At 69.5% G+C, this 23,185-nt stretch carries 23 protein-coding genes; 11 read left to right on the top strand and 12 right to left on the bottom strand.

Translation table 11 applies throughout. The features are described 5' to 3' along the window. Nucleotides 1–64: 64 nt before the first annotated feature. The 5 genes from MicroSTF_RS11935 to MicroSTF_RS11915 are packed head-to-tail and all read left to right on the top strand — an operon-like array spanning nt 65 to nt 5,291. Nucleotides 65–1,648 (top strand): ABC transporter substrate-binding protein, encoded by a 1,584-nt coding sequence (locus tag MicroSTF_RS11935; RefSeq protein WP_322955853.1) that lies wholly within the window; start codon nt 65–67, stop codon nt 1,646–1,648. 11 nt (nt 1,649–1,659) lie between these two features. Beyond that, nucleotides 1,660–2,721 (top strand): ABC transporter permease, encoded by a 1,062-nt coding sequence (locus MicroSTF_RS11930; RefSeq protein WP_029260780.1) that lies wholly within the window; start codon nt 1,660–1,662, stop codon nt 2,719–2,721. Continuing rightward, nucleotides 2,718–3,629: an ABC transporter permease gene (locus tag MicroSTF_RS11925; protein ID WP_021201446.1), complete on the top strand. Its 912-nt coding sequence runs from the start codon at nt 2,718–2,720 to the stop codon at nt 3,627–3,629. Before MicroSTF_RS11930 ends, MicroSTF_RS11925 begins: the two co-directional genes overlap by 4 nt. Next, nucleotides 3,626–4,459, top strand: coding sequence for an ABC transporter ATP-binding protein (locus MicroSTF_RS11920; protein WP_021201447.1), 834 nt, complete (start codon nt 3,626–3,628; stop codon nt 4,457–4,459). The genes MicroSTF_RS11925 and MicroSTF_RS11920 overlap by 4 nt, the downstream gene beginning before the upstream one ends. Further along, a complete protein-coding gene (locus tag MicroSTF_RS11915) occupies nt 4,452–5,291 on the top strand; it encodes an ABC transporter ATP-binding protein (protein WP_322955850.1) in 840 nt (279 codons plus the stop codon). The genes MicroSTF_RS11920 and MicroSTF_RS11915 overlap by 8 nt, the downstream gene beginning before the upstream one ends. Nucleotides 5,292–5,405: 114 nt before the next feature. Here the strand turns inward: MicroSTF_RS11915 and MicroSTF_RS11910 are convergent, their stop codons facing one another. Then, nucleotides 5,406–6,149, bottom strand: a complete 744-nt coding sequence (locus MicroSTF_RS11910) for a hypothetical protein (RefSeq protein WP_322955848.1) — start codon at nt 6,147–6,149, stop codon at nt 5,406–5,408. A 216-nt stretch (nt 6,150–6,365) separates the two neighbouring features. Between MicroSTF_RS11910 and rpsF the strand changes: the two genes are divergently transcribed. From rpsF to rplI, 4 genes are read left to right on the top strand one after another with little or no spacing between them, the layout of a single operon-like run. Further along, nucleotides 6,366–6,734 (top strand): 30S ribosomal protein S6, encoded by a 369-nt coding sequence (gene rpsF / locus MicroSTF_RS11905; RefSeq protein ID WP_021201450.1) that lies wholly within the window; start codon nt 6,366–6,368, stop codon nt 6,732–6,734. Between the two features lie 5 nt (nt 6,735–6,739). After that, complete coding sequence (locus MicroSTF_RS11900) at nt 6,740–7,255, top strand: single-stranded DNA-binding protein (RefSeq protein ID WP_021201451.1); 516 nt, start codon at nt 6,740–6,742, stop codon at nt 7,253–7,255. Between the two features lie 56 nt (nt 7,256–7,311). Next, nucleotides 7,312–7,566 carry a 30S ribosomal protein S18 gene (gene rpsR / locus MicroSTF_RS11895; protein ID WP_017829850.1) on the top strand — a complete coding sequence of 85 codons (255 nt, stop codon included), beginning with the start codon at nt 7,312–7,314 and terminating at the stop codon, nt 7,564–7,566. 11 nt (nt 7,567–7,577) lie between these two features. Beyond that, the gene (gene rplI / locus MicroSTF_RS11890) at nt 7,578–8,030 is read left to right on the top strand and encodes a 50S ribosomal protein L9 (RefSeq protein WP_021201452.1); all 453 of its coding nucleotides are present in this window, start codon (nt 7,578–7,580) and stop codon (nt 8,028–8,030) included. Between the two features lie 72 nt (nt 8,031–8,102). On the opposite strand, the gene MicroSTF_RS11885 is transcribed toward rplI, so the two are convergent. Then, nucleotides 8,103–8,801, bottom strand: a complete 699-nt coding sequence (locus MicroSTF_RS11885; RefSeq protein ID WP_322955831.1) for a helix-turn-helix transcriptional regulator — start codon at nt 8,799–8,801, stop codon at nt 8,103–8,105. A 73-nt stretch (nt 8,802–8,874) separates the two neighbouring features. On the opposite strand from MicroSTF_RS11885, the gene MicroSTF_RS11880 reads away from it, so the two are divergent. Next, on the top strand, nt 8,875–9,615 hold the full coding sequence (locus MicroSTF_RS11880) for an alpha/beta fold hydrolase (RefSeq protein WP_322955829.1): 741 nt from the start codon (nt 8,875–8,877) through the stop codon (nt 9,613–9,615). A 140-nt stretch (nt 9,616–9,755) separates the two neighbouring features. On the opposite strand, the gene MicroSTF_RS11875 is transcribed toward MicroSTF_RS11880, so the two are convergent. After that, a complete protein-coding gene (locus tag MicroSTF_RS11875) occupies nt 9,756–13,442 on the bottom strand; it encodes an efflux RND transporter permease subunit (protein ID WP_322955827.1) in 3,687 nt (1,228 codons plus the stop codon). Nucleotides 13,443–13,813: 371 nt separating this feature from the next. Here MicroSTF_RS11875 and MicroSTF_RS11870 point away from each other — a divergent pair, with 371 nt between their 5' ends. Further along, on the top strand, nt 13,814–14,545 hold the full coding sequence (locus MicroSTF_RS11870; protein WP_021201456.1) for a GntR family transcriptional regulator: 732 nt from the start codon (nt 13,814–13,816) through the stop codon (nt 14,543–14,545). Nucleotides 14,546–14,700: 155 nt separating this feature from the next. Here MicroSTF_RS11870 and kynU read toward each other — a convergent pair whose 3' ends face one another. The 9 genes from kynU to MicroSTF_RS11825 are packed head-to-tail and all read right to left on the bottom strand — an operon-like array spanning nt 14,701 to nt 23,125. After that, the gene (gene kynU / locus MicroSTF_RS11865) at nt 14,701–15,975 is read right to left on the bottom strand and encodes a kynureninase (RefSeq protein ID WP_322955826.1); all 1,275 of its coding nucleotides are present in this window, start codon (nt 15,973–15,975) and stop codon (nt 14,701–14,703) included. A 28-nt stretch (nt 15,976–16,003) separates the two neighbouring features. Then, entirely contained in the window at nt 16,004–16,996 is a 993-nt protein-coding gene (locus MicroSTF_RS11860; protein WP_322955823.1) for an amidohydrolase family protein, read from the bottom strand. A 6-nt stretch (nt 16,997–17,002) separates the two neighbouring features. Next, the gene (locus tag MicroSTF_RS11855) at nt 17,003–17,539 is read right to left on the bottom strand and encodes a 3-hydroxyanthranilate 3,4-dioxygenase (RefSeq protein WP_029268062.1); all 537 of its coding nucleotides are present in this window, start codon (nt 17,537–17,539) and stop codon (nt 17,003–17,005) included. After that, on the bottom strand, nt 17,536–18,015 hold the full coding sequence (locus MicroSTF_RS11850) for a RidA family protein (RefSeq protein ID WP_322955819.1): 480 nt from the start codon (nt 18,013–18,015) through the stop codon (nt 17,536–17,538). The genes MicroSTF_RS11855 and MicroSTF_RS11850 overlap by 4 nt, the downstream gene beginning before the upstream one ends. Further along, on the bottom strand, nt 18,012–18,815 hold the full coding sequence (locus MicroSTF_RS11845) for a 2-keto-4-pentenoate hydratase (RefSeq protein ID WP_322955817.1): 804 nt from the start codon (nt 18,813–18,815) through the stop codon (nt 18,012–18,014). The genes MicroSTF_RS11850 and MicroSTF_RS11845 overlap by 4 nt, the downstream gene beginning before the upstream one ends. Beyond that, nucleotides 18,812–19,846, bottom strand: a complete 1,035-nt coding sequence (dmpG, locus tag MicroSTF_RS11840; protein WP_297557314.1) for a 4-hydroxy-2-oxovalerate aldolase — start codon at nt 19,844–19,846, stop codon at nt 18,812–18,814. The genes MicroSTF_RS11845 and dmpG overlap by 4 nt, the downstream gene beginning before the upstream one ends. After that, nucleotides 19,843–20,781, bottom strand: a complete 939-nt coding sequence (locus tag MicroSTF_RS11835) for an acetaldehyde dehydrogenase (acetylating) (RefSeq protein WP_029260767.1) — start codon at nt 20,779–20,781, stop codon at nt 19,843–19,845. Before MicroSTF_RS11835 ends, dmpG begins: the two co-directional genes overlap by 4 nt. After that, the gene (locus MicroSTF_RS11830) at nt 20,778–21,620 is read right to left on the bottom strand and encodes a 2-keto-4-pentenoate hydratase (protein WP_297557318.1); all 843 of its coding nucleotides are present in this window, start codon (nt 21,618–21,620) and stop codon (nt 20,778–20,780) included. The genes MicroSTF_RS11835 and MicroSTF_RS11830 overlap by 4 nt, the downstream gene beginning before the upstream one ends. After that, nucleotides 21,617–23,125 carry a 2-hydroxymuconic semialdehyde dehydrogenase gene (locus tag MicroSTF_RS11825; RefSeq protein ID WP_322955807.1) on the bottom strand — a complete coding sequence of 503 codons (1,509 nt, stop codon included), beginning with the start codon at nt 23,123–23,125 and terminating at the stop codon, nt 21,617–21,619. The genes MicroSTF_RS11830 and MicroSTF_RS11825 overlap by 4 nt, the downstream gene beginning before the upstream one ends. Nucleotides 23,126–23,185 lie beyond the last annotated feature (60 nt).

The following is a 23,185-nucleotide window of genomic DNA, read 5'->3' as shown; positions in this document are numbered from 1 at the left end:
GATCCACGGTCGTCCACATCGGTGGCGACTCACCCGAATGTACTCCTCGCCTCTGGAGGCCCTCATGTCGTCACGCCGTATCACGCCGGTCATCGCGCTCGGAGCCGTCGCGCTCCTCGCGCTCGCAGGTTGCTCGGGAGGGAACTCGGCGACGGGCGGCGGACAGTCCGGCTCCGACTCCCTCGTCATCGACACCGCGTTCTCGATCGAGACCACCGACCCGGGTCACACCTACGACCCGACCGGCAACATGATCGCGAAGGCCCTGTACGAGACCCTCGTCGACTTCGAGGGCTCCGACGTCTCGACCCCGGTGCCGGGCCTGGCATCCTGGGAGCAGAACGACGAGGCGACCGAGTTCACCTTCACGCTCGAGGGCGACCGCGTCTTCTCCGACGGATCGCCGATCGAGGCGAAGGACGTCGTGTTCTCGCTGCAGCGCATCCAGGGCATGGAAGACGCCAAGCCGAACTTCCTCCTCGGCGGCCTCACGATCACCGAGATCGACGACAAGACGATCCGGTTCACGTCCGAGACCCCGCTGCTGCAGCTGCCCGCGATCCTCGCGAACCCGGCACTCGGCATCGTCAACTCCGACGTCGTGATCGAGAACGGCGGTGCGATCGACGGCACCGACTCGGCACAGAAGTTCCTCGACGGCGCGTCCGCCGGCTCCGGCCCCTTCGTGCTCGACACCCTCGACCTCAGCTCGCAGGTCGTGCTGACGAAGAACGACGAGTACAACGGTGACGAGGCCTCCGACTACACGCGCGTGGTCGTCCGCAACGTCTCGGAGAGCGCCACCCAGCTCGCCAACCTCAAGGGCGGCGACTCGATGGTCGCGATGGACCTGAACGGCGACCAGGTCGCCGGCCTCGGCGACGACATCACGGTCGACTCCGTTCCGTCCGGCCAGACGATCTTCCTGCTGCTGAACCAGTCCTCGGCCGTCGCCGGTGACCTGGCGAACGTGAAGATCGCCGAGGCGATCCGCTACGCGCTCGACTACGACGCCCTGCTGGAGCTGGCCGGCGCCGGCTCCGTGCAGGCGACCGGCGTCATCCCTCCCGGATTCGAGGGTGCTCTCGACAGCGGCGTGGAGCAGGACCTCGACAAGGCGAAGGCCGCGCTCGCAGAGGCCGGCTACACGGGTCAGACCCTGAAGCTGCAGTTCCCGAACGACTACCCGGTCGGCGGCGTGGAGTTCACCCCGCTCGCCGAGCGCGTGCAGGCACAGCTCAAAGACGCCGGCATCACGGTCGACCTCGCACCCGCGCCCTTCGCGACCGAGCTCGACGCCTACGTCAACGGCACCGAGGGCTTCGGTCTGTGGTTCTGGGGTCCGGACTACGCGGACTCCGCGAACTTCCTGCCTTTCGCCCCGGGCCTGAAGGTCGGCCTCCGCGCCGGCTGGGCCGCCGAGGCCAACCCGGGGATCGCCGGTATCGCGGCCGGTGCTGCCGCCGCGACCGACCCCGACCAGCGCACCGCCGCCTTCACCGACTTCGCCGAGGCGATGCAGGCCGAGGGTCCGTTCGTCCCGCTGATCGTGCCCGGTCGCAACATCTCCTCCGCGGACAGCGTGAAGGGTGCGGTGTACAACTCCGTCTGGGAGATGGACATCGCCGAGATCACGCCGGCCGGCTGAACGGACATCCCATGACGACAGTGGCGGTGCAGAGGCAGGCGCAACGGCGCCGGTCGCCTCTGATCGGATACCTGCTGCGGCGGGCCGGCACCTCCCTGCTCCTGTTGGTGGGCGTGACGATCGTCACGTTCGCGCTCACCAACCTGGTGCCGGGAGACCCGGTCTCGGCCGCGCTCGGTGAGGGTGCGTCGCAGAACCCCGCGACGCGTGATGCGTTCATCAAGGAGCATGGTCTCGACCAGCCGCTGTTCGTGCAGTACTTCATCTATATGGGGAACCTCCTGCGCGGAGACCTCGGCACGTCGCTGGTGACCGGACGCCCGGTCACCAGCGACCTCGCCACCGCGGTGCCGGCGACCATCGAGATCGCGATCGGGGCGATCATCGTCAGCCTGGCGGTCAGCATCGTGCTCGGCACGCTCGCCGCCTACCGCCGTGGACTCGTCACCGACCAGGTCATCCGGGTCGTGACTCTGGTGGGCCTCAGCGTGCCGACCTTCTGGCTGGCGCTCGTGAGCTTCTACGTCTTCTTCCTCGAGCTGCGCATCGCACCGGGCTCCGGTCGCATCTCGCCGTCGATCACCCCGCCGCCGCGCGTGACCGGGCTCTACACGGTCGACTATCTCCTGAACGGAGACGCCGTCGGCTTCTTCGACGCCCTCGCGCACCTGGCTCTTCCCGTCATGGTGCTCTCGCTCGTGACCATCGGCCTGCTGACCCGCTTCATCCGCACCTCGGTGCTCGAGGTGCTCGGCAGCGACTATGTGCGCGCCGCACGCGCCAAGGGCCTCCCGGCCATGCGCGTGATCCTCGACTACGTGCTGCGTGGCGCCTCGCTGCCGATCCTCACGGTGGTGGGCGTGGCGTTCGGGGCACTGCTGTCGGGCACGGTGCTCGTCGAGTCGGTGTTCGCCTGGCCGGGGCTCGGCACCTACGCCTACAACTCGGCCGCCAACCTCGACCTGCCCGGCATCATGGGCGTCGGCCTCGTGGTCGGCATCATCTACCTCCTCATCAACTTCATCGTCGACATCCTCTACGGCGTGCTCGACCCGAGAGTGAGGATCGCATGAGCCGCATCGCCGCCGCGTCCCCCGCCGGGCGCTTCCGCTTCCGCTGGCCCCGTGCCTGGCGCACGCCGCTGGGCATCATCGGCACCGTGATCGCCGGAGCGTGGATCATCGTGGCCTTCACGGCGCAGTGGTGGGTCCCGTATCCGCCGAACGCGCAGGTGCTGCCGCGTCTGCAGCCGCCGGGCATCGACACGTTCCTGGGCACCGACGGCAACGGACGCGACATCTTCTCGCGTCTGATGACCGGAGCCACCGTGAGTCTCCCGCTGGCACTCATGCTCGTGATCGCCGCCATGATCATCGGCACGCTCATCGGTGCGCTCGCCGGATACTTCGGTGGCTGGGTCGACGAGACGCTGATGCGCATCACCGACCTGTTCATGGCCTTCCCGACCGTGATCCTCGCCATGGTGGTCGCCGCCTCGCTCGGACCGTCGCTGTTCAACGCGGTGATCGCCGCCATCGTGGTGTCGTGGCCGCAGTACTCCCGCGTCACGCGCAGCATCGTGCTGGGGCTCCGGGGTCAGAACTACGTGATCGCGGGCCGCCTGCTCGGGCACTCGCCGGCACGCACGCTGTTCGTCGACATCCTCCCGAACATCGCCGGCCCCGTCCTGGTGCTCGCGACGCTCGACATCGGTGCGGCGATCCTGCTCCTCTCCGGCCTCTCCTTCCTCGGTCTCGGCGCGCAGCCGCCGACCGCGGAGTGGGGTTCGATGATCTCGGGTGCGATGCAGAACTTCGACGCCTGGTGGCTCGGGGTCTTCCCCGGGCTCGCGATCCTGACCGTGGTGCTGGCGTTCAACTTCCTCGGAGACGCGATGCGCGACGTGCTCGACCCCACGGCCGAGATCACGCACGAGAAGGCCGCCGATCACAAGGCTTCCGCGACGGGGGTGGCCGCATGAGCGCGCAGAGCGCTGCCGTGCAGCAGACATCGACGCTCAGCATCCGCGACCTGACGATCGACATCGGACGCCCGCTCGTGAAGGGTGTCTCGCTCGAACTCGAGGCCGGTCGCATCCACGGTCTCGCCGGGGAATCGGGCTCGGGCAAGACGCTCACCTCGCTCGCCGTGCTGGGGCTGCTCCCGCGGCAGGCGCGGACCGGCGGGTCGATCCTGCTCGGCGGTGAAGAGCTGGTGGGACTGCGCCGTCGCGCCCTCAACCGGGTGCGCGGCAAGCGGATCGCCATGGTCTTCCAGGATCCGTCGGCCTCTCTGCACCCGCAGCTGCCGGTCGGACGCCAGCTCACCGACCACATGCGCGTGCACCTCGGACTCAAGGGCGCCGCCGCACGGGCGCGGGCGGTCGAGCTGCTCGAGACCGTGCAGGTGCCGAACCCCGCCGAGGCACTGAAGCGCTATCCGCACCAGTTCTCCGGCGGCCAGCGTCAGCGCATCGCGATCGCATGCGCCCTGGCCTGCGACCCCGAGGTGCTGCTGGCGGACGAGCCCACCACGGCTCTCGACGTCACGGTGCAGGCCGGCATCCTGAAGCTGCTGCGCGACCTGGCGGTCGAACGCAACCTGGCCGTGCTGCTCGTGACGCACGACCTGGGCGTGATGAGCGCGATCGCCGACCGGGTCGCCGTCATGAAGGACGGCCGGATCGTGGAGCTCGCCGATCGCGAGACGCTGTTCCGCGATCCCCAGCACGAGTACACGCGCATGCTGCTCGCGGCCCTGCCGGGGTCGCGCATCGACGAGGCACCGGAAGGGCAGGCCGCAGATGAGTGAGGTCTCCGTCCTCGATGCGCAGGACGTGGTCGTGCGCTACCCGGGCAACCCGCCGGTGATCGCCGTGAACGGCGTGTCGATCAGCGTCGCCGCCGGGGAGACCGTGGCCCTGGTGGGCGAGTCCGGCAGTGGCAAGTCCAGTCTCGCCCGTGCCGTCGTCGGCATCGAGAAGACCGCCGCAGGGACCGTGCTGTTCCGCGATGCTCCGGTGTCGCCGCTCGGCATCCGCCGTCGCTCGATCGCCCTCACCGGCATCCAGATGGTGTTCCAGGATCCGGCGACTTCGCTGAATCCGCGGCGCCGGGTCGGCGACCAGATCGCCGACGGCATCGCCACCGCCCGCGCCCGTGGCGCCGAAGGATCGACCGTGGACGAGTGGCTCGAGCGCGTCGGTCTGCCGACCTCCGTGAGCACACGCTTCCCGCATCAGTTCTCGGGCGGGCAGAAACAGCGCATCGCGATCGCCAGGGCCTTGGCCGCTCGTCCTTCGCTCCTGGTGGCGGATGAGCCGATCTCAGCGCTCGATGCGTCCACGCAGACGAGCGTCGCCGGCCTGATGCGTGACCTGGTGGCGGAGTCGGGAGCGGGCATGCTGTTCATCTCGCACGACCTCGCCGTGGTCCGCCGCATCGCCGACCGCACGTTCGTGATGTTCGGCGGACGCGTGCTCGAGTCGGGTCCGACCGATCAGCTCTGGACCGCACCGCGGCATCCCTATACGCAGGCGCTGCTCGCGGCGATCCCCGAGCCCGACGGAGCGGGCCGCATCCCCGCCGCACCGTCGGTCGACGACCGCACGGTGTGGGCGGAGATCCCGCCGGTCATGTACTGAGAACTCTCCGCGCTCACTCGTGCTCCGCTCCCGGGTGTGCTCCAAGCGCCCGCGGGTCGCGAGAGGACCGCGCGGGCCGAGGCTGCAGCCCTCGGCCCGCACGGCTCTGCGGCGTCAGAGCGGTGCGACGATGTCCTGCTTCACGTCCCACTCGGTGACTTCCTGAACGCTCTCGATCTTCTGGCCCTCGACCTCAGTGGAGGCGTTGGCCGCGAGCACCACATAGTCGCTCGTGACCTCGAAGAGCATCGTGACGGTCGATCCCTGCGACTCGGTCGTGCCGCTGAGCAGGTACACGTCCTGGCCCAGGCGCGAGCCCGTGCCGGTGACCGCGTATTCGCCGGAGAGCGTGTCGGCCACGCCCATCGGGTCGGAGGCGTCGACGGCCTTCGCGGCGGTGCTGAGCGTGCTGATCTCCTGGTCGGTCGAGTTCTCGTCGGCGACCTGCCACTCGCCGGTGGTGGATTTCACCCAGGCGTCGTCGCCGATCACGATGACCGAGCCGAAGCTGGTGCTGGTCTCGACGGCCTTGTCGGCCGGGTTGTAGCGGGTGGTCGACTCCATGCCCAGAGTCGTCATCGTCGCCGAGAATCCGGCGGTGTCGGTCATCGCCGCCGTCACGCACTCCGCCAGCGTGGAGCCGTCGACGGTCGCGCCCTCCTTCAGCTCGGGGCAGTCCGTCTTCGGCGCTTCCGCCTCCTGCGATGCCCCGGAGTCGGGCTTCTTCTCGGCTGTCGTGTCCGATCCGCCCCCTGAACATCCCGTGAGCAGCACGGCGGCGGCGAGAATGACGCCGACCCCCCATTTGTTGACGCGCATCGCGTCCCCCCTCAGGTCGAGATGCCCGATGACCGTCATCGGGCACTCGTCCCAGCATGCCAAACGTCGCAGAGGTTCTCGCGAGCCGCAGTCGTGGTGTCGGGCGTCATTCGCGGCGGACGCGTGATTCCGCTAGACTGTCGAGGTTGTCTGCCTTGCGGCGTCCATTCGGGATTCCAGAGGCGGGCACGTGCACACACCCTCCTGCTCCCGGGAAAGTCCCGAGAGCCGTTCTAGTCCGAAGGAGGTGGGTAAGTGACGCACCAGTACGAACTCATGGTCATTCTGACCCCCGAGATCGACGAGCGCCAGGTCGCCCCGACGCTCGACAAGTTCCTGAAGGTCATCACCAACGATGGTGGCTCTATCGAGAACGTCGACATCTGGGGAAAGCGCCGTCTCGCATACGAGATCCAGAAGAAGACCGAGGGCATCTACGCCGTCGTCAACTTCACCGCGACCAGCGCCGCCACGCAGGAGCTCGACCGTCAGCTGAAGCTGAACGAGCAGATCATGCGCACCAAGGTGCTCCGCGCTGAAGAGGCTCAGGCGATGATCGCCTCCGAGGCCAAGCGCTCCGAAGAGAAGGCTGCCCGCAAGGCCGCCAAGGCTGCGAAGGCCTAAGTCTCATGGCCGGCGAAACCGTCATCACCGTGGTGGGAAACCTCACGGCCGACCCCGAGCTGCGCTACACGCAGAACGGGCTGCCGGTGGCGAACTTCACCATCGCATCGACGCCTCGGAACTTCGACCGTGCCGCGAATGAGTGGAAGGACGGCGATGCGCTGTTCCTCCGTGCATCCGTCTGGCGCGAGTTCGCCGAGCACGTGGCGGGTTCGTTGACGAAGGGCATGCGCGTCATCGCGCAGGGCCGTCTGCGTCAGCGCTCCTACCAGGACCGCGAGGGCAACCAGCGCACCGCGATCGAGCTGGAGGTCGACGAGATCGGCCCCTCGCTCCGGTACGCGACCGCGCAGGTCACCCGTGCGGCCTCGACCGGCGGTGCCGGCGGTGCCGGTGGCGGTGGACAGTCCCGTCCCGCGCAGCAGCAGGTGTCGGAGGAGCCGTGGTCCACGCCCGGTTCGTCGACCAGCGCGGATGCCTGGAGCACTCCCGGCAGCTTCGGCGACGACACCCCGTTCTGAACAACTTCTGGATCCGGCCTGCACGGCCGGCATCCGCTCATCACTAAGGAAAAACTATGGCTGGAAAGTCGAGCGGCGACCGCCGCAAGCCGCGGAAGGGTGGCAAGCCCACCGCTCCCGCGAAGTCCATCCGGGTCGGTGTCATCGATTACAAGGATGTCGCCACCCTTCGCAAGTTCGTCTCGGAGCGCGGCAAGATCCGTGCCCGTCGTATCACCGGTGTCTCGGTGCAGGAGCAGCGTCTGATCGCCACGGCGATCAAGAACGCGCGCGAAATGGCGCTCCTGCCCTACGCTGGCGCCGGCCGGTAAGGGGTATCGAGATGGCAAAGCTGATTCTCACGAACGAGGTCGCCGGGCTCGGTAGCGCCGGTGACGTGGTCGAGGTCAAGAACGGGTACGCCCGCAACTTCCTCATCCCGCAGGGCTTCGCTACGGCGTGGACCCGCGGTGGCGAAAAGCAGGTCGCATCGATCCAGGCCGCGCGTCAGGCACGCGCGATCCACGATCGTGACGACGCTGTCGCACTGAAGAACGCTCTCGAGGGCACGAAGGTGCGCCTCACGGTCAAGGCCGGCAAGGAGGGTCGTCTCTTCGGCTCCGTCAAGACCGACCACGTCGCGGATGCTGTCGCAGCCGCCGGCCTGGGCTCGATCGACAAGCGCAAGGTGCACATCCCGTCGCCCATCAAGGTGACCGGTGAGCACGAGGCGACCGTGCGTCTGCACGACGACGTCACCGCAGTGATCACGCTGCAGGTCGTCGCCGCCAAGTAAAGGCACGTCGAGAACGCCCCCTGTCCTTCGGGACAGGGGGCGTTCTGCATTCCGAGGGTGATCGGCGCCGCCTCACCCGCTCCGACCGTGCACCGGTCGGGCGTTCGCCGGGGGTTCGCCGACCTCATCGACGGTGTGGCCGCTGCACGCCGTCGCGGTCACGCCGGCCCTCTCGACACGCGACACGGTGAACCACCGCATGGCGTCGCGCAGTCGGCACCATCCGACCAGATACCACTGGCCGTTCGTGGAGGCGAACAGCACGGGTTCGACATCACGGGTGGTGGTGCTCCCGTCTCCTGCGGTGTAACGGATGCGTACCACCCGCTGCTCCGCCATGCCCTCCTCCAGTGCCGATCTGATCGCACGTGAGGGGGTGGGTGACGCGTCGACCCAGACGCGGTGGGCGAGTTCGTCGGCTCGCGCACGGGTGCGGGGATCGAGCACGTCGAGGATCTTCCGCACGCCGGCCGCGGCCAGATCCGCATAGGGCGCATCGGGTGAGGCAGCCACGGCCGCCAGCAGTGCCACGGCCTGCGCGGGGGAGAGGCTGACGGGTGGCAGGGATGCACCTGCCGCCAATCCGTAGCCGCCGCCCGGGCCCGGGCGCGACCATAGCGGGGCACCGCTGCGCTCGAGCGCGGTCAGGTCGCGCTTGATGGTGCGCACGGAGACCTCGAACTCGCGGGCCAGGCGTTCGGCCGACGTCCCCCGCGACCCGCTGCGGCGCAGCATCTCGGAGAGGGCATGCAGACGCTCTGCGCGCTTCATCGTTCGATCCGTGAGGAATTCATGACATGAATAGTGACACACACCTGTCCACAGTGCGGAGCAGCATGGGGGTATGACACACACGATGAGCACTCCGACCATCCTTCTCATCGCGGGCCATTGGCTGGGTGCCTGGGCGTGGGACGAGGTCCTCGAAAGCCTCGGCGCCGACAGGTCTCGCGCCGTCGCGATGACGCTGCCGGGTCTCGACGCGACCGACCCCGCGCGGGCGGCGAAGACGCTCGATGACCAGGCCGACGCGATTCTCGACGAGGTCGGCCGGCTCGGCGTCTCGGAGCAACAGCCCGCGATCATCGTCGCGCACAGCGGGGCGAACGCCCCTGTGAGCCTCGTGCTCGACCGACACCCCGCCCTGATCGCACGCGTGGTGTGGGTCGACTCCGGCCCGGTGGCCGCCGGGAGCGTGTTCGCGCCCGACCTTCCGGACGACGTGGAGGAGCTTCCGCTTCCGCCCTTCGAGGTGCTGGGACAGCAGGCGAGCCTCGAAGGCCTGAGTGCAGAGGTGCTCGAGCGTTTTCGCGAGCGAGCCGTTCCCGAGCCCGGGCCCGTGCTGCGTCAGCGCGTCGAGCTCACGAACGACGAGCGACGCGCGATCCCGACCACCCTGATCTGCTGTTCCATCCCGAGTGCACAGCTGCTCGAACTCGCGCGCACCGGTCATCCCATGTTCGCCGAGGTCGCGATGCTCGACAACCTCGACGTCGTCGACCTGCCCACGGGGCACTGGCCGATGTGGAGCCGTCCCGGTGACCTCGCCGAGCTGATCCAGGCGGCCGTGTCGCGCGGCCGCTGAACCCACCCCTGAGCCAGCGCCCCGATCCCGTACCCCGGCACGGATGCCTGGAGAAAGCGCGGAAGTCGGGAGAATCGGGTGGGTCCGCAGGGGATCCGCCCGATTCTCCCGACATGTGCCGCACGTCGCCGTGCTCGGGGCTACGGCTTCTCGGACGTGACCTCGAAGATGTCCGTCGACGTCTCGGCCGAAGCGGCACGACGCTCCTCGCGCCGGGCTCGTCGCGCGGCGCGCTTGGCGATCCGGCGTTCCCGACTGCGCTCCACGAGCGTGTAGAGAACCGGGACCAGAACCAGAGTCAGCAGCGTCGACGACACCAGGCCGCCGATCACGACGATCGCTAGCGGCTTCGAGATGAACACTCCGCCGCCGGTCAGCCCGAGAGACATCGGGACGAGCGCGAACACGGTCGCGGCCGCCGTCATCAGGATCGGTCGCAGGCGCAGGCGGGTTCCATGCTCCACCGCCTCGTCGAGACTCGCTCCCGCACCACGAAGGCGGTTCACGAGATCCATGAGCACGATGGCGTTCGTCACCACGATGCCGATGAGCATCAGGAGTCCGATCAGGGCGGGAAGACCCATCGGGGTTCCGGTGAGGAGCAGGCCGAGGATCGCGCCGGTCGCTGCGAACGGGATCGAGATGAGCAGCACGAGGGGTCCGCGGAAGTTGCGGAAGGTCGCCACCATCACCAGCAGCACGAGAACGATGGCGGCCAGCATCGCCAGTCCGAGCTGGCTGAAGGCCTCATCCTGTTGTGCGGACGCGCCGCCCTGCAGGAAGGTGACTCCCGCCGGCAGATCGGTGTCGGCGATCGCCTTGTCGATCGCCCGACCGGCAGCCGCGAGCCCGCCCTTCTCCGGGGTCACGGTCAGCGTGACCTGACGCTCGCCCTCGGCGCGCGTGATGGTCGGCGCCGTGAGCTCTTCCTCGACGGTCGCGATCGCGGCGAGCGGGATCGCCGTGCCGGTGACCTCGGCGGCCGCCTTCTGCTCGGCCTCGGCGGCATCGGCCTCGGCCTGCTGGGCCGCGGCGTCGCTGCGGCTCTGGCGCAGGGCCTTGATCTGCTCGTCCGCCGCCGCGACGCCGGACTGGGCCCCCTCGATCGCACCCTGCAGCGCCGCGAGCTGCTCGGCGCGTTCGGCCTGCGCTTTGAGCACGGCCTCCTCATCCGGGCTCAGCGGGTCTTCGGGCACGATCGGTGCCGCCGAAAGCTCGGCGAGCTGCCTGTTCAGGGCCCCGATCTGGCCGGCGAGCTCGGCGCGCTGCTTCGTGGCGGTGTTGATCTGCGAGTTCAGTTCGTTCTCGGCCTTGGTCTTCGCCTCTGCGGCCTTCGCCTCCGCCTTGGCCTGGAGCGCATCCGCTGCCGCCTTCTGCGCCTCGGCGGTCTGCCGGGGCGTGACCGGGAGCATGATCTCACCGATCTTGTCGGCGGTGCGCGCCGCACCAGGGGTGCGCACGACGATGTCGCGCTCGCGGCCCTCGTACATGAGCGTGCCGACCGTGGTGCCGGAGAGTGCCTCCTGCACGGCCTTCGCGATCGTGGCGCGGTCGAAGCCGAGGCGCGCGGCCAACGGTTCGTCGACCTTCACCCGCAGCACCGGCTGCTCGCCTGCGAGCTCGCTCTTCACGGAGCGCACGCCGTCGGCGTCGGCGAGCTGCTTCTCGAGCAGGTCGCTCGCCGCGCGCAATGCTGCCGGATCGTTGCCCTGGATCTGCAGGTCGATGCCGTCACCGGCACCTGCCAGCGAGGCGTCCTGCGACGCGAGGTCGATCTCACCGCTGTCGGGAAGCCCGTCGAGCGCCTTCTGCACCTCCGATTCGACCTCGGCGACGTCGGAGCCGTCCTTCAGACGGAGGTCGTACGTGATCGACGCCGGGGTGCCGGGAGTGGGGACCGGGATCGAGGTGGTGATGTCGGCGATGCCCGGAACCTTCCCGAGAGTCTTCTCCACCGGCTCGGCCGCGGCGACCAGGTCGGCGGTGGCTTCCTTCGGGGGCGTCTGGACGACCTGCAGGGTGGCCTGGCCGGAGGAACCGAGGAAGTCGGTCTGGATGAACGGCGTCATCCCCAGCGTGGCGACGAGCAGCAGCGCGGAGGCGACGAGGGTGATCACGGGGTGACGACGGGTCGCGTTCAACGCCGGCATGAACGTGCGCTGCAGCCGGTCGGGGGCGGTGTGGATCTCGTCGAGCTCGGACGGGACGTCGCTCTCGGCAGACGGCGACGGCGAGACGGCCGCCGCGGCAGGAGCCGCGACCTCTGCCGCCACCGCGGTGGCTGCGGCGGCAGGAGCCGCGTCGGTCGTCATGCCCTCGGCCGCGGGCTGAGTCGTGTCTGCGTCGGCGGCGCGCTGCTTCGGAGCCTTGTTGAGGAACCAGGATGCGAGCACCGGCACGATCGTGAGCGAGACGACGAGCGAGGCGAGAAGCGCGATCGAGACGGTCACCGCGAACGGTCGGAACAGCTGGCCGGCGATGCCCGAGACGAATGCGATCGGCAGGAAGACCGCCACCGTGGTGAGTGTCGAGGCGGTGATGGCCCCGGCGACCTGACGCACAGAGGCGACGATGCCGTCGATCGTGAGCGGGCCGTCACCACGGCGTCTGGAGATGTTCTCGATCACCACGATGGAGTCGTCGACGACACGTCCGATGGCGATGGTGAGGGCGCCGAGGGTGAGGATGTTGAGGGTGTTGCCGCTCCACCACAGGCCCACCAGGGTGATCAGCAGCGACAGCGGGATCGACACGGCCGCGATGACCGTCGAGCGCCACGAGCGCAGGAACGCGAGGATCACGAGCACCGCGAAGAGCAGACCGAGCCCGCCCTCGACGGAGAGGTCGTGGATCGACTGCTCGATGTAGGGGGCCTGGTCGAAGATCGTGACGAACTCGGCGTCGAGGATCGGCGCGAGCCGGTCGAGCTCGGCGTTCACGCCGTGGGAGATGTCGACGACGTTGGCACCCTGTGCCGGCATCACCTGCAGCGTGAGCGACGGCTTGCCGTTGACGCGCGAGATGGTCTCCGCCGGCACGGTCTCGACCGTGACGTCGGCGAACTCCGCGACCGTGACGGCCCCCTCGCTCGTGGGCACCGGGAGCGCCTGGATGCCTTCCGGCGTCGCGAGACGCGACCCCACCGTGATCGAGAGGGGGCCTTCGGTGGAATCCGCCTGTCCAGCCGGGAGGGCGGCGCCATGCGCTTCGAGGATCGGTCCGAGCGTCGAGGGCTCGACCTTCAGGCGGGTGACGTCGGCAGGGCGGAGGTCGATCGTGATGCGCTGCGTCTCCTGGCCGGCGAGCGTGACGTCGCGCACACCCGGCACGCCCTTCAGCGCCGGGACGACGGTCTGCTGGAGCGCATCGCCGAACGCCTCCTGGTCGCCGCTGGTGCCGGCGCTCAGTGCCATGGCCGGCAGATCGCCCGCACCGCCGGACGCGACGCTGACCTCCGTGTCCGAGGGGAAGCTCGGCTTCAGCGACTCGGCCGCGCTGCGGATGGTGCGCAGCGTCTCCTCGTCGTCTTCGCCGAAGGTCCACTCGACGAGCACCTGCGCGTTGCCGCTCGATGTCGTCGAGGTCACGCTCGTCACACCGGGAACCGCTCGCACCGCCTGTTCGAGCGGCTCGGTCACGCTGCTCGCCATCTCCTCGGGTGCCAGGCCCTGCGACTGTGCGGAGATGAACGCCATCGGAGCCTGCAGCGAGGGCATCAGCTCCTGCTTGAGGGAACCCATCGATATCAGGCCGAGGACGACGACGGCGAGCGTCGCGAGAGAGAGGATCAGGCGGTTCTTGAGACTGCTGCGTGTGAGGAACGACATGGAGCGATGAGGTGCTTTCGGCTGGGTCGCTGCGGCAGGCCGAGAAGCACGCGCGCGACGCGGAAGCCGCCTGTGGTCACCCGACCCTCGTCACTTGAGCCGGATCCTGTGGCTCCGGCTCAGCGCGACGAGAGGCGACTGAGCTTCGGCGACACGATCGACAGTTCGAGCCTGCCGGGTCGAGGGTGCCGGGGCATCCTCCCGCGGGGTGATCCTCGTCCCCCCGCGGGTGGACTCGGCGTGCCCGGCCCGACATGCGTCCCGGGCGCCCCGGCGTGCGCACGCCGAGGCGCGGCAGTGGTCCCGCGACGCGAGGTGATTTTGGATCCAGAATGCAGAGTTGGCCGGGATGATCCGATACTCTCGCTCCCATGGTGCAATCAGGGAACGCCGCGTCGCCCAAGGAACGGGCCGAGGCTCTGCAGAAGCTCGCGCAGCGACATGGAGCCGGATACCGGTCCGTCGGAGCGATGGCCTACGACATCATCCGCGATGCGATCCTCGACGGCACCCTGCCTCCGGGGATGAAGCTGCGGCAGGAGACCCTGGCGGAGTCCATCGGCATCTCGCGACTGCCGATCCGCTCCGCCCTGATCCAGTTGGAGGCCGACGGCCTCGTGGTCTTCCATGCCCGCCGCGGCGCGATGGTGCGGGCACTCTCGGTGCAGGAGGCGACCGAGGTCTACCACCTGCGCACGCTGCTCGAGAAGGACGCGCTGCGCCTGGCGATGGAGGAGATCACCCCGGAGCGGGTCAGCCGGCTGCGGGAGCTCGCGAAGACGGCGGACGACATCTCGGAGGGCGGCGAGTTCGTCGAGGCCCGCACCGAGTTCTACGCGACGCTCTACGACGCCGAGGCCCGGCCGGTGATGTGGGAGATGATCGAGCAGCTGCGGCTCAAGCTCGGACGCTACGTGCTCGGCTGGCGTCTGGTCTCTCCCGGCGCACATGACCACTCCCACGGTGAGCTGATCGACGTCGTGGCAGCTGGAGATGTGGACGAGGCTCTGCGCGTGCTCGAGTCGCACCTGAACCACGTGCGCGACGGGGTCATCGCACTGCTCGACGCGGCGGCGACCGAGGCTGCCGGCGACGGAGCCTGACGCCTGGGGCGAATGCATGACTCCTACACGGATGCATGACTCGGCACACCAGTCCGTTCATCCATCCGGGCAGCAGTCATGCAGGTGTGCGACTGGGTGACCGTGCTCTCAGGTGACCGTGCTCTCAGGTGACCGTGCTCTCAGGTGACGGTGTCTCAGGTGACGGTGCCGCGACGTGCGAAGCGAGGTTCACGCCAGATCTCGCTGTGCAGCACGTCTTCCAGCGCGTCGATCGCATCCCACACGTCGGTGTAGGAGGTGTAGAGCGGTGTGAACCCGAAGCGGATGAGGTCGGGCGCGCGGAAGTCGCCGATCACTCCGCGCTCGATCAGCGCCTGCATCACCGCATAGCCGTCTTCGTGTCGGAGGGAGACCTGGCTGCCACGGCGGGCGGACTCGCGAGGCGTGACCGGCTCGATGCCCCAGCGCGGTGTGAGGCGGGTGTCGACGAGTGACATGAAGAGCTCGGTCAGCCGCAGACTCTTCTCGCGGAGGAGCTCCAGGTCGACGTCGTCCCAGATGTCGAGGCTCGCCTCGAGTCCGGCCACCGAGAGCAGCTGCGGGGTGCCGACGCGGAACCGCTCGATGCCCGGGGCCGGGGTGTAGTCCACGGTGAAGTCGAACGGCCGCGCGTGGCCGTGCCAGCCGGTGAGGGCGGGGTGGGCAGCATCGTGATGCCGAGCGGCCGCCCAGATGAACGAGGGCGAACCGGGGCCGCCGTTGAGGTACTTGTAGGTGCAGCCGACGGCGAAGTCGGCGTCGGCGGCGTTCAGGTCGATCGGCACGGCACCGACGCTGTGGCACAGATCCCAGACCACGAGGGCGCCGGCGGCGTGGACCTTGCGCGTGACCTCGGCGATGTCGTGCATGCGTCCCGTGCGGTAGTCGACCTGGGTGAGCACGACGACGGCGACGTGATCGTCGAGCACGTCGTCGAGCGTGGGGCCGTCGTCGGAGATCAGCCGGCGCTCCAGGGGCGTTCCGCTGCCGAGTAGCTCCTGCACCGCTTCGAGCATGTAGAGGTCGGTGGGGAAGTTGCCCCGCTCTGCGACGATCACGCGTCGTCCCGGTCGGAGTCTGACCGCAGCGACCACGGCTTGGAACAGGCTCGCCGACGTGGAGTCGCCGAGCACAACCTCTCCGGCATCCGCTCCGACGAGCGGCGCGATGCGATCGCCGATCGTGCGCGGCTTGGCGAACCACCCAGCATCGTTCCAGCTGCGGATGAGGCCGGTGCCCCACTCCTCGGTGATCACGCGCTGCAGGTGCGCCGCGGTGTGGCGGGGCAGCGCTCCGAGCGAGTTGCCGTCGAGGTAGATCACACCGTCGGGCAGCACGAAGCGCTCGCGCATCGAGGCGAGCGGATCGGCATCGTCGAGGGCCGTGCAGGTCGCGCGGTCGATGGCGGGGCGGGTGGAGGTGGTGCTCATGCGGCGGGTCCGTTCGAGGTCATGCGGGTCAGCGCCCGAGGAATCGCAGGGCGTTGTCGCGGCGGATGGCGCTCTTCTGCGCCTCGTCGAGGAAGTCGGCCCGGTCGATGACGCCGCCGACGGGTCGCTCGCCCAGGGGGTAGGGGTAGTCGCTGCCCACCATCACCTGGGAGGCGCCGAGGGTCTCGACCAGCACGCGCAGGGCCACGGGGTCGAACACGACGCTGTCGACGCTGAAACGGTCCAGGTAGGCCGAGGGCGGCCGCTCGCTGACGCCGATGAGGTCGGGGCGTTGCCGCCAGGCGTTCTCGAACCGGCCCAGCCAGAAGGCGAACGAACCACCGCCGTGCGCGAACGCCAGGCGGAGGGTGGGCGGGACGCGATCGAAGACCCCCCCCAGGATCATCGCGATGATCGACAGGTGCGTCTCTGCGGGCATGCCGGTGAGCCACCGGGCCATCCAGCGGTCGAGACGAGGGGAGCCCGGCATGTCCCACGGATGCACGAAGACCGGGATGCCGCTGTCGGCGCAGTGCTGCAGGAAGGTCACCGTGCCCTCGTCGTCGAGGTCGCGGTCGCCCACGTGGTTGCCGATCTCGACACCGGCGTGGCCCGAGGCGATCGCGCGGTCGGCCTCCGCGCACGCGGCATCCGGATCCTGCAGGGGGACCTGTGCGAACGGGATCAGCCGGCCGGGGGCCGGAGCGCAGATCTCCAGAGCGAGGTCGTTGAAGATGCGCGCGACCTTGACGGCCTCGTCACCCGACTTGTCGTAGGAGAAGAACAGCGGCGTGGGGGAGACGACCTGCATCTCGACGCCGTCGGCATCCATGTCGGCCAGGCGCACGGACGCGTCCCAGCAGTCGTCGCCGACGCGCCGGAACTCGGTCTCGCCGAGCATGATCATCGCCTCGCGCTCGGAGTCCACCCGCAGGGTCGGCCAGAGACCCGGCCCGACCTGTGTCGACAGGTCGGGCCAGGAACTCGGCACGAAGTGCGTGTGGACGTCGATCGTGCCCAAGGGGCTTCAGCCCTTGCCGGGGTGGACGGCGCCGCACTCGGGGCAGGTGCGCCCCTCTTCGCTCTCGTAGAAGTCGCGGAACACCGGCGGCAGGTCCTCGACGATGTCGCGCACCTGCAGTTCGACCTCGTGCACCTTGGCGTTGCAGTTCGGGCAGAACCAGGCGAACTTCTCGAGCGTGCCCTCTTCGCGGATGCGCTCGATCACGATGCCGATGGAGCCCTCTTCGGGGCGCTGCGGGGAGTGGAAGACGTTACCGGGGAGCAGCCACATCTCGCCCTCGCGGATGTCGATGCGCTGCAGGCCGTCGGGGGTCTGGATGTTCACGTGCATGTTGCCGCGGTACTGGTAGAACCACTCCTCGTACGGGTCGAAGTGGAAGTCGGTGCGCTGGTTCGGGCCGCCGACGACCTGCACGATGAAGTCGCCCATGGGCGTCCAGGCGGCCTTGTTGTTGACCGGCGGCTTCAGGAGATGCTCGTTCTCCTTGATCCAGGCCGGGAAATCGATCACGGGTGGGATGACGGGTGTGGTGGTGCTCATTTCTCCTCCTCGAGAGTGGCAGCGGTGGTGTGGTCAGCGGTGTTGTGTTCGATCGTTGTGTCGGGGCGGCGCGCGATCGCCTGGATCTCGATGCGCAGGTGCGGATGCGGCAGGGCATGCACGGCGACCGTCGTGCGGGCGGGTCCCTGCTCGTCGAAGTACTCGGCCCAGACCGCGTTGTAGGGAGCGAAGTCGTTCATGTCGACCAGGAAGCTCGTCGCCTGCACCAGGTCGTCGAGGGTGCAGCCGGCGGCGGCCAGCACCTCGCGGATGTTCTCGATGACCGCGCGGGTCTGCACCGCGACATCGAGCCGGGTCGCGCCGAACTCGTCGACCTCCGCTCCGGCGATGGAGTTGTCGGGGCGTCGGCTGGACGTGCCCGAGACGAAGACCAGGTCGCCGGAGACCTTGGCATGCGGGAAGCGACCTCGGGGCGTCGCCTTGCCCTCGACGAGGATGCCGCGTGATGTTGTCATCGTGATCCCTTCTCGAGGCTGTCGGATCCGTCGTGGGTGTGGATGGAGACGCGTCCGAGGCCGGTGATCGTCGCCTCGACCGTGCCCTGGTCGGGCAGCGGGACGGCGGCGGTCGCGGCACCGGCGAGGAGGACCATGCCGGCGCGGAGCGTGAAGCCGTGACGGGAGGCGAGGCGTGCGGCTGCGGCGATGGCACGGGCGGGGTCGCCGAGGATAGCCGCCGTCGAGCCCGTCGCGCTGACCCTGCCGTCGACCTCGAGCCGTACGGCCCGGTTGTCGAGAGCGCCGGCTCGGTCGAACGGGGTCCAGGGGCCGATCACGTACGCGGCGGCTGACGTGTTGTCGGCCACGACGTCGGAGAGGCGGAAGCGGAAGTCCCGGTACCGCGAGTCGATGATCTCCAGCGCGGGGGCGACCGCGGCGACGACCTCGCTCAACGGGCGGTCGGTGTCGGAGCCGTCGATGTCGGCCGACAGAAGGTACGCGACCTCCGGCTCGATGCGCGGGTGGATGGCGGACCGCGGGTCGAACAGCGCGCCGTCGTCGAGGCTCATCGCATCGGTGAGACTGCCGATGATGACGTCATGCACGCCCATCTGCTGCGCCTTGGCCTGGCTCGTGAACCCGAGCTTGAGGCCGGTGAGGCGCTCGCCGCGGGCGAGCCGACGGGCGATCAACGCATGCTGCGTGGCGTAGGCGGTGTCGAGATCGACCTCTGCGGATGTGGAGAGCTGGCTGATCGCGGTCGCGGTGCGCTGCGCGGTGTCGAGCGCGGCGGCGAACACCGCGTCCGCGGTCATGCGGTCACCCCCGAACGGGCGGCGACCAGGTCGAGCGCGACGTCGACGATCATGTCCTCCTGGCCGCCCACCATGCGACGGCGCCCCAGCTCCACGAGGATGTCGCGGGCGTCGAGGCCATGCTTCTCGGCCGCGCGCTCGGCGTGCAGCAGGAAGCTCGAGTACACACCCGCGTAGCCGAGAGTAAGGGTCTCGCGGTCGACGCGGACGGGGCGGCGCTGCAGCGGACGCACCAGTTCCTCCGCCGCATCCTGCAGTGCGAACAGATCGCAGTCGTGCTCCCAGCCGAGCAGGTCGGCAACCGCGATGAACGCCTCGATCGGACAGTTGCCCGCTCCGGCACCCTGCCCTGCGAGCGAGGCGTCGACCCGGTACACACCGTGCTCGACGGCCGTGACGCTGTTGGCCACGCTCAGCGAGAGGTTCTCGTGTGCGTGGATGCCGATCTGCGTGCCGGGGTCGAGCACCTCGCGGTAGGCGTCGACGCGGTCGGCGACGTCGCGCATCGTGAGGCGCCCGCCCGAGTCGGTGACGTACACGCAGTGCGCGCCGGCCGCTTCCATGATCTGTGCCTGCTCCGCGAGACCGCGCGGGTCGTTGAGGTGGCTCATCATCAGGAAGCCCGAGACGTCCATGTCGTGCTCGCGCGCCCAGGTGATGTGCTGGATGGCGACGTCGGCCTCGGTGCAGTGCGTCGCGACCCGCACGCTCGCGACGCCGAGGTCGCGGGCCCGGGCGAGGTCGTCGATCGTGCCGATGCCGGGAAGGATCAGGGTGGTCAGGACCGCACGGTCGAGCACCTCGGCCGCCGCCTCGATCCACTGCCAGTCGGTGTGCGCTCCCTGTCCGTATGCCACGCTCGAACCGCCGAGGCCGTCGCCGTGCGCGACCTCGATGGCATCAACGCCCGCCGCTTCGAGAGCACGGGCGATGCCGCGCACCTGGTCGGTCGTGTAGCCGTGGCCGATGGCGTGCATGCCGTCGCGGAGCGTGACGTCCTGCACGTAGACGCGGGGAGATGAGGAGGTCATGCGGGAACCCCTGTCCGTTCGGCGACGAGTCGTTCGGCCGTGCGCAGGGCGGCCGAGGTCATGATGTCGAGATTGCCCGCGTACTCCGGAAGATAGTGGCCGGCGCCGGCGACTTCCAGCAGCACGGTCACGCGCGTGCCCCGGAACGGTCGGTCGAGTGCAGGCACGTAGGCCTCGTCGACGGCGTCGAACTGCACCTGCTGCTTGAGCCGGTAGCCCCCGACGTAGGCCTGCACCGCGGCGACCATGTCGGCGACCGAGGCGCTGACGGCATCCCGATCCAAGGCTTCAGGGTCGCCCTCGACCAGGCAGAACACCGTGTCCCTCATGATGAGCGGCGGGTCGGCGGGGTTGAGCACGATGATGGCCTTGCCGTGATCGGCGCCGCCGATCACCTCCAGCGCACGGGCCGTGGTCTCGGTGAACTCGTCGATGTTCGCTCTGGTGCCGGGACCGGCCGACTTCGAGGCGATCGAGGCGACGATCTCGGCGTAGGCCACCGGGGCGACGCGCGACACGGCGGCCACCATCGGCACCGTGGCCTGGCCGCCGCACGTGACCATGTTGACGTTGGTCGCACCGAGGTGCGCGTCGAGGTTCACGACCGGCACGACGTACGGCCCGATCGCCGCGGGGGTCAGATCGACCATGACCCGTCCGGCGTTGCGCACGAGGGCGTCGTTGCGGGCGTGGGCGCCGGCCGATGTCGCGTCGAACACGAGCTCGACGTCGGCGAACTCGGGCATCGCGATCAGGCCGTCCACGCCCTCGTGGGTGGTGGCGACTCCGAGCCGGCGCGCACGGGCGAGGCCGTCGGAGTGCTCGTCGATGCCGGCCATCGCGACCACATGCAGCGTGGTCGAGAGCCGCTTCACCTTGATGAGCAGGTCGGTGCCGATGTTGCCCGATCCGATGATGGCGATGCCGACGGTCATGCCGCTGCCCCTTCCGATGACGTGCGCGATGCTGTTCCGGATGCGGCGCCGAAGAAGTCGGCACGCACCTCGCCGAGACCGTCGAGTCGGGCGCGGTACACCCCGGCGGTCGCGTCGACCATGGGGCCGAGGGCTCCGGAGAGGATCACCTCGCCGGCGCGCAGCGGCTGCCCGCGGCGGGCGACCTCGCGAGCCAGCCAGGCGACCGCGATCACGGGGCTGCCGAGGCATGCGGCACCCGACCCGGTCGAGACCGGGCGGCCCTCACGGTCGAGCGTCATGCCGAGCGCGGTCAGGTCGAACCCGTCCAGGCGCCGAGGCGTGGTGCCGAGCACGACCGCCCCGCTGGAGGCGTTGTCGGCGATCGTGTCGGTGATGCGGATGTCCCACCCGGCCACGCGGGAGTCGACGACCTCGATCGCGGGCAGCACGAACTCCGTGGCACGGATCACGTCGGCGACATGGGTGGTGGGGGAGTCGAGGTCGCTGCCGAGCACGAAGGCGACCTCGGCTTCGGCCCGCGGCTGCAGGAAGCGGGCGAGGTCGATCGGCTCGCGGTCGGCGAACATCATGTCGTCGAGCAGCACCCCGTAGTCGGGGCTGTCGACGCCGAGCTGCGTCTGCACGGCGGGGGAGGTGAGGCCGATCTTGCGGCCGACGACCCGTCGACCCTCGTCGAGGCGGCGGGCGATGCCGAGAGACTGCACGGCGTACGCGGCATCCTGATCCGTCTCGCCGAGCAGGTCGCGCACCGGGGCGCACGGGTGCCCCGATTCGGCCGCGCGTCGCAGCCGCTCGTCGGCCGCACGCACACCGTCGGACTCGGGGAGGCCGGTCACAGCTGCACGCACACGTTCGTCGGCTCGGTGTAGAACTCGAGCGAGTGGTGCCCGCCCTCGCGGCCGATGCCCGAGAGCCCGACGCCGCCGAAGGGGCTGCGCAGGTCGCGCAGATACCAGGTGTTCACCCACGACATGCCCGTGCGCATCTGCTGCGCCACGCGGTGTCCGCGGGTCAGGTCGGTGGTCCAGGTGACCGCGGCGAGGCCGTAGTCGGTGTCGTTCGCCAATCGGATCGCCTCCTCTTCGGTGTCGAAGGGGATGAGGGCGGCGACGGGACCGAACACCTCTTCGCGCACGGTGCGGTTGCTGTTGTCGAGGCCGGTCCACAGCGTCGGCTCGATCCACGATCCGCCGTCGAGTCCGTCGCCGAGCGTGGGGATGCCGCCGCCCGCGAGCACCGTCGCCCCCTCCGCGACGGCGAGGTCGAAGTACGAGCGCACCTTCTCACGGTGCGCCTGCGAGATGAGAGGACCGGTGGTCGTGGCCGGGTCCTCCGGGCGGCCCAGACGCAGACGGGCGGCGTGCTCGGCGAGGCCCGCGGCCACCTCATCGAAGACCGCGCGCTGCACGTAGATGCGCTCGGTGCACAGGCACACCTGGCCGGTGTTGAGGTACGTGGAGCGGGCGAGCCCGGCGACGGCGGCATCGAGGTCGGCGTCGGCGAACACGAGCGCGGCGTTCTTGCCGCCGAGCTCGAACGAGACCGGGCGCACCCGCGGCGCGACCGCCCGCATGATCGCGGATCCGGTGGACGATTCGCCGGTGAACGTGACCCCGTCGATGCCCGGATGCGTGGTGAGGGCCTCGCCCGCGGAATCGGCGCCGAAACCGTGCACGACGTTCACGACCCCCGCGGGCACCCCCGCCTCGGCGAGGATCTCGGCCAGCAGCGTCGCCGACGACGGCGTCTCCTCCGAGGGCTTGATCACCACGGTGTTGCCGGTGGCGAGGGCGGGAGCGAGCTTCCACGTGAGCAGCAGCAGCGGCAGGTTCCACGGCACGATCACGGCGACGACCCCGAGCGGCTTGCGCACGGCGTAGTTCAGGGCGCGCCGGCCGTCGGGCAGCTCGGTGAGGAACGAGTCGAGGCCTGCCGTCGAGACCGTGTCGGCGAAGGAGCGGAAGTTCGCGGCGGCACGGGCCACGTCGAGGTCGCGGGCGAGTGCCTCGGGCTTGCCGGTGTCGCCGACCTCGGCCGCGACGAGCTCATCGGCGCGGCGGTCGATCGCGTCGGCCACACCGCGCAGCAGACGGGCGCGCTCCGCGACCGTCATCCGTCCCCAGGGTCCGTCGAACGCGGCGCGCGCGGCGGCCACGGCGCGGTCGACCTGCTCGGTGCCGGCTTCGTGCACCTCGGCGATGATCGAGCCGTCGACCGGGCTGACCTTCGCGAAGGTGGCGATGCCCTCCACGCGCTCGCCGGCGATCATGTTTTGGATCGCGCGGGGCGCTCGCTCCTGCTCGGAGGCACGGAGGGGAGGCGTCATCGTCTCGGAAGGCATGGGCTCAGGCTAGGAACGTTCGAGGGATGCCGACAAATACTCTCTTGATGCACTGCCATG

This window comes from Microbacterium sp. STF-2 (assembly GCF_034650155.1).
Lineage (GTDB): Bacteria > Actinomycetota > Actinomycetes > Actinomycetales > Microbacteriaceae > Microbacterium > Microbacterium maritypicum_A.
The sequence above is the reverse complement of the archived record's forward strand: the minus strand, read 5'-3'. Positions and strand labels throughout refer to the sequence as shown.

Excerpts from the sequence above, each read along its gene's own strand:
- MicroSTF_RS11910 (WP_322955848.1), bottom strand. The coding sequence starts at position 6,149 with ATGACGGTCATCGGGCATCTCGACCTGAGGGGGGACGCGATGCGCGTC.
- MicroSTF_RS11920 (WP_021201447.1), top strand. The coding sequence starts at position 3,626 with ATGAGCGCGCAGAGCGCTGCCGTGCAGCAGACATCGACGCTCAGCATC.
- MicroSTF_RS11825 (WP_322955807.1), bottom strand. The coding sequence starts at position 23,125 with ATGCCTTCCGAGACGATGACGCCTCCCCTCCGTGCCTCCGAGCAGGAG.
- MicroSTF_RS11850 (WP_322955819.1), bottom strand. The coding sequence starts at position 18,015 with ATGACAACATCACGCGGCATCCTCGTCGAGGGCAAGGCGACGCCCCGA.
- rplI (WP_021201452.1), top strand. The coding sequence starts at position 7,578 with ATGGCAAAGCTGATTCTCACGAACGAGGTCGCCGGGCTCGGTAGCGCC.
- MicroSTF_RS11870 (WP_021201456.1), top strand. The coding sequence starts at position 13,814 with ATGGTGCAATCAGGGAACGCCGCGTCGCCCAAGGAACGGGCCGAGGCT.
- MicroSTF_RS11880 (WP_322955829.1), top strand. The coding sequence starts at position 8,875 with ATGACACACACGATGAGCACTCCGACCATCCTTCTCATCGCGGGCCAT.
- MicroSTF_RS11885 (WP_322955831.1), bottom strand. The coding sequence starts at position 8,801 with ATGAAGCGCGCAGAGCGTCTGCATGCCCTCTCCGAGATGCTGCGCCGC.
- rpsR (WP_017829850.1), top strand. The coding sequence starts at position 7,312 with ATGGCTGGAAAGTCGAGCGGCGACCGCCGCAAGCCGCGGAAGGGTGGC.
- MicroSTF_RS11915 (WP_322955850.1), top strand. The coding sequence starts at position 4,452 with ATGAGTGAGGTCTCCGTCCTCGATGCGCAGGACGTGGTCGTGCGCTAC.
- MicroSTF_RS11900 (WP_021201451.1), top strand. The coding sequence starts at position 6,740 with ATGGCCGGCGAAACCGTCATCACCGTGGTGGGAAACCTCACGGCCGAC.
- dmpG (WP_297557314.1), bottom strand. The coding sequence starts at position 19,846 with ATGACCTCCTCATCTCCCCGCGTCTACGTGCAGGACGTCACGCTCCGC.
- MicroSTF_RS11875 (WP_322955827.1), bottom strand. The coding sequence starts at position 13,442 with ATGTCGTTCCTCACACGCAGCAGTCTCAAGAACCGCCTGATCCTCTCT.
- kynU (WP_322955826.1), bottom strand. The coding sequence starts at position 15,975 with ATGAGCACCACCTCCACCCGCCCCGCCATCGACCGCGCGACCTGCACG.
- MicroSTF_RS11845 (WP_322955817.1), bottom strand. The coding sequence starts at position 18,815 with ATGACCGCGGACGCGGTGTTCGCCGCCGCGCTCGACACCGCGCAGCGC.
- MicroSTF_RS11835 (WP_029260767.1), bottom strand. The coding sequence starts at position 20,781 with ATGACCGTCGGCATCGCCATCATCGGATCGGGCAACATCGGCACCGAC.
- MicroSTF_RS11855 (WP_029268062.1), bottom strand. The coding sequence starts at position 17,539 with ATGAGCACCACCACACCCGTCATCCCACCCGTGATCGATTTCCCGGCC.
- MicroSTF_RS11935 (WP_322955853.1), top strand. The coding sequence starts at position 65 with ATGTCGTCACGCCGTATCACGCCGGTCATCGCGCTCGGAGCCGTCGCG.
- MicroSTF_RS11930 (WP_029260780.1), top strand. The coding sequence starts at position 1,660 with ATGACGACAGTGGCGGTGCAGAGGCAGGCGCAACGGCGCCGGTCGCCT.
- MicroSTF_RS11925 (WP_021201446.1), top strand. The coding sequence starts at position 2,718 with ATGAGCCGCATCGCCGCCGCGTCCCCCGCCGGGCGCTTCCGCTTCCGC.